Origin of the sequence: Saccharopolyspora sp. (assembly GCF_017434145.1) — a bacterium.
GTDB classification, from domain to species: Bacteria; Actinomycetota; Actinomycetes; order Mycobacteriales; family Pseudonocardiaceae; genus Saccharopolyspora_C; species Saccharopolyspora_C galaxeae.
The window spans coordinates 1-7,143 of record NZ_JAFRFW010000724.1; the positions used below are offsets into that span (position 1 = coordinate 1).

General features: G+C 70.6%; 6 protein-coding genes. 2 read left to right on the forward strand and 4 right to left on the reverse strand.

Annotation, left to right across the window (positions count from 1 at the left end):
* Together IJH84_RS19665 and IJH84_RS19670 are read left to right on the forward strand one after the other, a co-directional pair.
* On the forward strand, positions 1-491 hold a 491-nt coding region (locus IJH84_RS19665; protein WP_295147284.1), incomplete at its 5' end, for a CoA pyrophosphatase.
* A gap of 78 nt (positions 492-569) precedes the next feature.
* Complete coding sequence (locus tag IJH84_RS19670) at positions 570-1,757, forward strand: MarP family serine protease (RefSeq protein ID WP_200068245.1); 1,188 nt, start codon at positions 570-572, stop codon at positions 1,755-1,757.
* Between the two features lie 131 nt (positions 1,758-1,888).
* Here IJH84_RS19670 and IJH84_RS19675 read toward each other — a convergent pair whose 3' ends face one another.
* The 4 genes from IJH84_RS19675 to IJH84_RS19690 form a co-directional block, all read right to left on the reverse strand.
* On the reverse strand, positions 1,889-2,395 hold the full coding sequence (locus IJH84_RS19675; RefSeq protein WP_200068246.1) for a phage holin family protein: 507 nt from the start codon (positions 2,393-2,395) through the stop codon (positions 1,889-1,891).
* 112 nt (positions 2,396-2,507) lie between these two features.
* Positions 2,508-3,725, reverse strand: a complete 1,218-nt coding sequence (gene nhaA / locus IJH84_RS19680) for a Na+/H+ antiporter NhaA (protein WP_200068247.1) — start codon at positions 3,723-3,725, stop codon at positions 2,508-2,510.
* Between the two features lie 152 nt (positions 3,726-3,877).
* Complete coding sequence (acs, locus tag IJH84_RS19685) at positions 3,878-5,860, reverse strand: acetate--CoA ligase (protein WP_295147291.1); 1,983 nt, start codon at positions 5,858-5,860, stop codon at positions 3,878-3,880.
* 494 nt (positions 5,861-6,354) lie between these two features.
* The gene (locus IJH84_RS19690) at positions 6,355-6,792 is read right to left on the reverse strand and encodes a hypothetical protein (protein ID WP_200068249.1); all 438 of its coding nucleotides are present in this window, start codon (positions 6,790-6,792) and stop codon (positions 6,355-6,357) included.
* Between the last annotated feature and the right edge of the window lie 351 nt (positions 6,793-7,143).

The following is a 7,143-nucleotide window of genomic DNA, read 5'->3' on the forward strand; positions in this document are numbered from 1 at the left end:
ACTCGCACCCGGGGCAGGTCGCCTTCCCCGGAGGTTCGATCGATCCGGACGACGACGGCCCGACCGGTGCGGCGCTGCGGGAAGCGCAGGAAGAAGTGGGCGTGCTCCCGGAGGGCGTGCGGACGCTGGGCACGCTGCCGGAGCTGCACGTCGCGCACAGCGGTTTCCGGGTGACGCCGGTGCTGGCGCACTGGCGCGAACCGTCGCCGGTGGCCCCGGTCGACCCGGGCGAGACCCGGGCGGTGGCGCGGGTGCCGATCTCGTGGCTGGTCGACCCGGCGAACCGGATCAACGTGCGGTTGAGCAGCCGCCACCCGAGTCCGGCCTTCCTGGTGCCCGGGATGCTGGTGTGGGGCTTCACCGGTGCGCTGCTGTCCGGCGTGCTGGACTTGGCCGGCTGGTCGCGCCGGTGGAACGGCGACGACGTGCTGGGCCTGGACGAGGCGTGGCGGGCCGCTGAGGAGGCCGATGACGCCGGGTTCGGTTCGTGACGGCTTGCTGATGCCGGTTCCGGTCGGGTTGAGTGATCGCTCGGATCGCCGCGGGCGGCGGCCGTCGAAGGGAGCTCGGTGAACTGGGTCGATCTGCTGGTGGTGGCGCTGGCGTTGCTGGCCGCCGTGTCCGGCGCGCGCAACGGCCTGGTCACGGCCCTGTTCTCGTTCCTCGGTGTGTTCGTCGGGGCGATCGTGGGGTTGCGGGTGGCGCCGCTGCTGCTGGAGCGGCTGGACAGCCAACCGGCCCGGGTCGGGTTCGGCGTGGGCATCGTGGTGCTGCTGGTGGCCTTCGGCGAGACGTTCGGCATGTGGGCCGGGCGGGAGCTGCGCGACCGGATCACCTCGGCGAAGCTGACCGGCGTGGACAACGTGCTCGGCGCGGTGCTGCAGTGCGCGGCCGTGTTCGTGGTGGCGTGGCTGGTGGCGCTGCCGTTCACGTCCGCTTCGGCGATGCCGGGGCTGGCTTCGTCGATCACCCGGTCCTCGGTGCTGCGCACGGTGGATTCGGTGATGCCGGCGGCGGTGAAGTCGTTGCCGGACGAGCTGCGCCGGATGCTCGGGGTCAGCGGCTTCCCGGACGCGCTGGAACCGTTCTCGCAGACCCCGGTGGCCGCGATCGATCCGCCGGATCCGGCGCTGGCCTCCAGCGACGTGGTGCGCAACGCGCAGACCAGCGTGGTGAAGGTCCGCGGCCGCGCGTCCTCGTGCGCGCGGGCGCTGGAGGGCACCGGTTTCGTGGTCGCGCCGCACCGGGTGATGACCAACGCGCACGTCGTCGCGGGCACCGACCGGGTGTCGATCGAGGTCGGCCGCGGCCAGTTCGACGCGGAAGTGGTGCTGTTCGACCCGTCCACGGACGTTGCGGTGCTGTCGGTGCCGGACCTGGACGCGGACGCGATGCCGTTGGACCGCTCCGAGGTGCCGCCCGGCGGCAACGCGATCGCGCTCGGCTATCCGCTGGACGGGCCGTACACGGCCGCCGCAGGCCGGGTGCGCGAGCGGATCAACCTGCGCGGCCCGGACATCTACGACGGCAACACCGTGGTCCGCGACGTGTACACGGTGCGCGGGAAGGTGCAGAGCGGGAACTCGGGCGGTCCGCTGATCGACGCGGAGGGCGACGTCGTCGGCGTCGTGTTCGGCGCGGCCGTGGACGACCCGGACACCGGGTTCGCGCTGACCGCCGACGAGGTGTCCGACGAGGTCGCGCAAGCCTCCGCGCTGAACACCCCGGTGTCCACGGGGGAGTGCACCGCGGGCTGAGCCCGGGCGCGAAAAACCGCCCGGTCCACGTGCGGGACCGGGCGGTTTCGTCGGCTGCGGCCGGGTTCAGTTCAGCGAGCGGAGTCACGGCTTGCGGTGCCCGCGGACCCGGACCACTTCCCGAACAGCGGCTAGCTTTCGATGGCTTGTTCCTCGGATTGGCCGCGTCGCTGCGCCAGCTGCTTGGTGTCCTTGAGCGTGGCGATGGTGCGCTTCGGTGCCCGGATCTTGCGCACCCGCCGGTAGCCGAGCAGCCCGAACACGCCGGCCACCAGCAGCATCAGCAGGAAGGTGATCCCGAACGACGCCCACCGCCAGATCCCGAGCGCGTGCAGCCCTTCGGCGAGCGTGAAGAACAGGAAGAACATGCTGAACGCGAGCACGGCCAGCGCGAGGATGAAGAAGACGCTGCCCTTGACGCCCTTCTTGACCTCACCGGTGATTTCGGTCTTGGCGAGTTCGATCTCGCCGCGCACCAGGGTCGACAAGTGCGTCGTCGCGTCCCGCACGAGCGTGCCGACGGACTGCTCGCCGCCCGCGCCGGTGCCCTCCTCGGACAGCGGGAGGGACGTGACGGCCGACGCCGCGGCGCTGTCGCTGCTGCCTTGCTGGTTCTTCTGGGCGTTCACGCCCGCCATCGTGCCACGCGGCCCGACCGGCAACCGAGCGAGACTCGCTCGGTGTTACCGGCGGGTGATCTCGGCTCGTCGGTGAGCTCGATTTGCCGAGGTGATCGCTCGGCGCGACCTCTCAGGCGCCGTCTCGCCGCGTGCCGCGGCGGCGCAGCAGCATCGCCGATGCGGCGAGGGAGGCGAGGGCGGAGGCGAGCAGCACGGCGGCCTTGGCGCGTTCGGCGGCGTCACCGGCCAGCGAGAGTTCGGCGATCAGCAGGCTCACCGTGAAGCCGACCCCGCCGAGCATCGCCAGCGCCGCCATGTCCCGCCAGGTCACGCCGGTCGGGGAGGCGGCAAGGCCCAGTTTCACCGCGGCGAACGAGGTGCCGAGGATGCCGATGAACTTCCCGACGAACAGTCCGGCCATCACCGCGACCGCGACCCGGTCCTGGAACATCTCGCCGAGCGCTGCGGCGTCCACCGGAACCCCGGCGGCGAAGAACGCGAACACCGGCACCACCAGCCCGGCCGACCAGGGCTGCAGCCGGTGCTCCAGCCGCATCGACGGCGAGGCGTCCTCGTCCGGGTCGCGCTTGACGCGGGTCAGCAGGCCGAGCGCGACACCGGCGATCGTGGCGTGGATCCCGCTGCTGTGCACCGCGATCCACGTGGCCAGCGCCAGCGGGACGTAGAGGTAGGCGGTACTGATCCGCTTGTGCTGGGCGAACCAGTAGGCCGCGCACAGCACGACGGCCGCCAGCAGCGCCAGCAGGTTCAACCCCTGCGTGAACAGCACCGCGATCACGACGATCGCCCCGAGGTCGTCCACCACGGCGAGGCTGAGCAGGAACACCCGCGCGGCCGTCGGCATCCCCGACCCGGTCAGCGACAGCACCCCGAGCGCGAACGCGATGTCGGTGGCCACCGGGATCGCCCACGCCTGTCCGGCGCCGGGGGCGCCGTGCCCGATCGCGAAGGCGAGCACTGCGGGCACGATCATGCCGCCCAGCGCGGCCAGCACCGGCAACAGCGCCCGCTTGCGGTCGGCGAGTTCGCCGACGACCAGTTCGCGTTTGAGCTCCAGGCCCGCGACGAAGAAGAAGATCGCCAGCAGGCCGTCCTTGGCCCACTCGCCGATGCTCAGGTCCAGGTGCAGCGCCTGCGGCCCGAGCTGGAAGTCGCGCACCGCCTGGTAGAGCCCGCCGGCAGGCGAGTTCGCCGCGATCAGCGCGATGGCGGTCGCCGCCAGCAGCACCATGCCGCCGACCGTCTCGGTCCGCAGGTACTCCCCGAAGTCGAACGCCCTGGCCCGGACGCGTCCGCGGGGCGACTGGTCGTTGTCGGGTTCGGTCATCGGCCGGCCTCCTGGACGTACGCGGTCACACCACGCCGACCAGACTTCCCGGCACACCCTGGCAAGACCCTAACAGCAGCACTTCAGCTCGCGGCCGACCGCAGAGTGCAGGCCCCCTCGGTCGCGAAGGGGCCTGCACTCGGGTCAGCGGATCACTCCTCCGCGGACTTGCTGATGCCCTTCGAGATCTGGTCCATCACCGAGGAGTCGGCCAGCGTGGACACGTCGCCGACCTCCCGGTTCTCCGCGACGTCCCGCAGCAGCCTGCGCATGATCTTGCCGGAGCGGGTCTTCGGCAGCTCCTGCACGACCATGATCTGCCGCGGCTTGGCGAGCGGCCCGATCTCGCGGGTGACGTGGTCGCGCAGCGCCTGCATCGCGGCCTCGCCACCGGCTTCGTCCGCGGCGTTGCCGCGCAGGATCACGAACGCGACGATGCCCTCGCCGGTCGTGGCGTCCTTGGCGCCGACCACCGCGGCCTCGGCCACCGTCGGGTGCGACACCAGCGCGGACTCCACCTCGGTCGTGGAGATGCGGTGCCCGGAGACGTTCATGACGTCGTCCACCCGGCCCAGCAGCCAGAGGTCGCCGTCCTCGTCGTACTTCGCCCCGTCACCCGCGAAGTAGTAGCCGAGGTCGGCGAACTTCGACCAGTAGGTGTCCTTGAACCGCTGGTCATCGCCCCAGATGCCGCGCAGCATCGACGGCCACGGCTGGTCCAGCACCAGCAGCCCACCGCCGCCGGGGCCGACGTCCGCGCCGGACTCGTCGACCACCTTCGCCGAGATGCCGGGCAGCGGTACCTGCGCCGAACCGGGCTTGGTGGCGGTCACCCCGGGCAGCGGCGAGATCATGATCGCGCCGGTCTCGGTCTGCCACCAGGTGTCCACGATCGGCGCGGTGCCGCCGCCGATGTGCTCGCGGTACCACATCCACGCCTCCGGGTTGATCGGCTCGCCGACCGAGCCCAGCACCCGCAGCGTCGAGAGGTCGTACTTGGCGGGGAACTCCGAGCCCCACTTCATGAACGTGCGGATCGTGGTCGGCGCCGTGTAGTACAGCGAAACGCCGTACTTCTGCACGATCTCCCAGTGCCTGCCCTCGTGCGGCGTGTTCGGGGTGCCCTCGTAGATCACCTGCGAAGCGCCGTTGGCCAGCGGGCCGTACACGATGTAGGTGTGCCCGGTGACCCAGCCGATGTCGGCGGTGCACCAGTACACGTCCGACCCCGGCTTCAGGTCGAAGACGTTGCGGTGCGTGTAGGCGGCCTGCGTGAGGTAGCCGCCGGAGGTGTGCAGGATGCCCTTCGGGTTCCCGGTGGTGCCCGAGGTGTAGAGGATGAACAGCGGGTGCTCGGAGTCGAACGCCTGCGGGCTGTGGTTGTCGGACTGCCGGGGGACCACGTCGTGCCACCACTTGTCCCGGCTGTCGTCCCACTGCACCTCGGACTCGGTGCGCTGGACCACGAGCACGTGCTCGATGCTCGGCGTGCCCTGCACGGCCTCGTCCACGTTGGCCTTCAGCGGGGCGGCCTTGCCGCGGCGGTACTGGCCGTCGCAGGTGATGACGACCTTCGCCTGCGCGTCGTTGATCCGGGAGCGCAGCGCCTCGGCGGAGAAGCCGCCGAACACGACGCTGTGCAGGGCGCCGAGCCGCGCGCAGGCCAGCATCGAGAACACGGCCTCGGGCAGCATCGGCAGGTAGATCGCCACCCGGTCACCGGTGCCGACGCCGAGCTCGGACAGCGCGTTCGCGGTGCGGGAGACCTCGCGCTGCAGCTCCGCGTAGGTGATCCGGCGGCTGTCGCCGGGTTCACCTTCCCAATGGATCGCGACCCGGTCGCCGTTGCCCTCGTCGACGTGCCGGTCCACGCAGTTGTAGGCGACGTTGAGCTTGCCGCCGACGAACCACTTCGCGAACGGTGCGTCGGACCAATCCAGCACCTGCGACCACTCGGTGTCCCAGTGCAGGTGCTCTGCCTGTTTCGCCCAGAAGCCTTCGCGGTCGGCCGCGGCCTGGTCGTACATCTCCGACGTGGCGTTGGCCGCGGCAGCGAACTCCTGCGGCGGGGGGAAGGTCCTGCTCTCGGTGAGCAGGTTGTCCAGGGTGTTGCTTTGCCCGTCGGGCTGACTCATCGCGGGGAACCTCCCAGCTCAAGGGGCGCCTTTCGTGTCGGGTAGACCGTAGTGCGATCCGGCTCACGCCGACAGGGGTTCGCGGGCGGGTCCGGCCGATCTGGTGGCGGACGCGATGAGATCAGCAGCTTACCGTCCGTGCATCGCAGTGCGCTGTGACGAAAGTTGCATCCACTTGTCCGTTGCGTTCCGGGTGCGATGGGCCTATCGAGACCGGATCGTGCAGGAAACCGGAAGGCACCAGCCGGGAGGGTGCCTTCCGGTATCGGTTCGCCTGCCGACGGTTTCCGGTCCACGGCGACTCGCTCGCCCGTTCGCCGCGCGTCAGCGGCGCGGACCCGTCCCGCGCGCATCCCGCTGCTGTTGGTCGCGGGCAATTCCCGGAAACACCGCGGGCGGGTTCGGAATCGGCCGCGCGCGGTGAACGTGTTCCCGCTGCCGGGTGTCCCGGGGCGGGGTTCTCGGAACCCGTCCGGACGGATCGGGGCTGCGGGTCAGCCCGCCTGCGTCGTGGCGATGATCGAGATGTTCTGGTCGTCGAAGCAGTCGACGGCCTGGGCGCCGGTTTCCTGCACGGTGCTCAGGTGGCAGTCGAAGCCCTGGTAGACGTCCTTGGCGTACTTGTCGGCGCCCACCAACTCCGCCGGGTCGGTGTTGAAGTAGGCGTTGATGGTGTTCATGGATTCCTCGGCGCCCGCGAATCCCTCGTCGCTCTGGCGGGCGTAGACCTCCCAGAAGCCGCCGTCGGGGCCTTGGGTCCCGCCCTGGTCGATGTCGTTCTTCGTCGGTCCGGGGATCTGGTTCGCTTCGCCCTGGTGCGAGCCGGACGCCGAAGCAGCCATGCTCGTACTTCCGGAGTCCACCATTCCGGTGCAGGCGGACAGGGAAATGCCGGCGGCGAGAATGGAACCGGCGATGGCGAGGCCGCGCATTGTTGTCTCCTTGGATGGGATGCGCATTTCGTTTTCCGTCCGGTGGACGCCCGGCTGCGTCGGAGGTTCATCGTCGGGCCCAAATTCGTTGCCGCGGATTTGCTGCTGAGGGATTTCCCGCACGCGCCGTTTTCGATCCCGAGCGGTGCTTGTGGTGCCCTTGCCCGGTCCGGGTTGTGCGCTCCGGCCGCGGCCGACCGGGTAGCGTCCGGCGGCGTGAACGCGCAAGAGTCGTTGCTCCCCCTGCTGGAGCTGCCCGGCGTGCAGGACGCCGTGACCGCCGCGCGGGCGGCCATCGACGAGATCCACGAGCACCCGGCGAACCGCCGCGGCTGGCCCGCCACCAGCGCG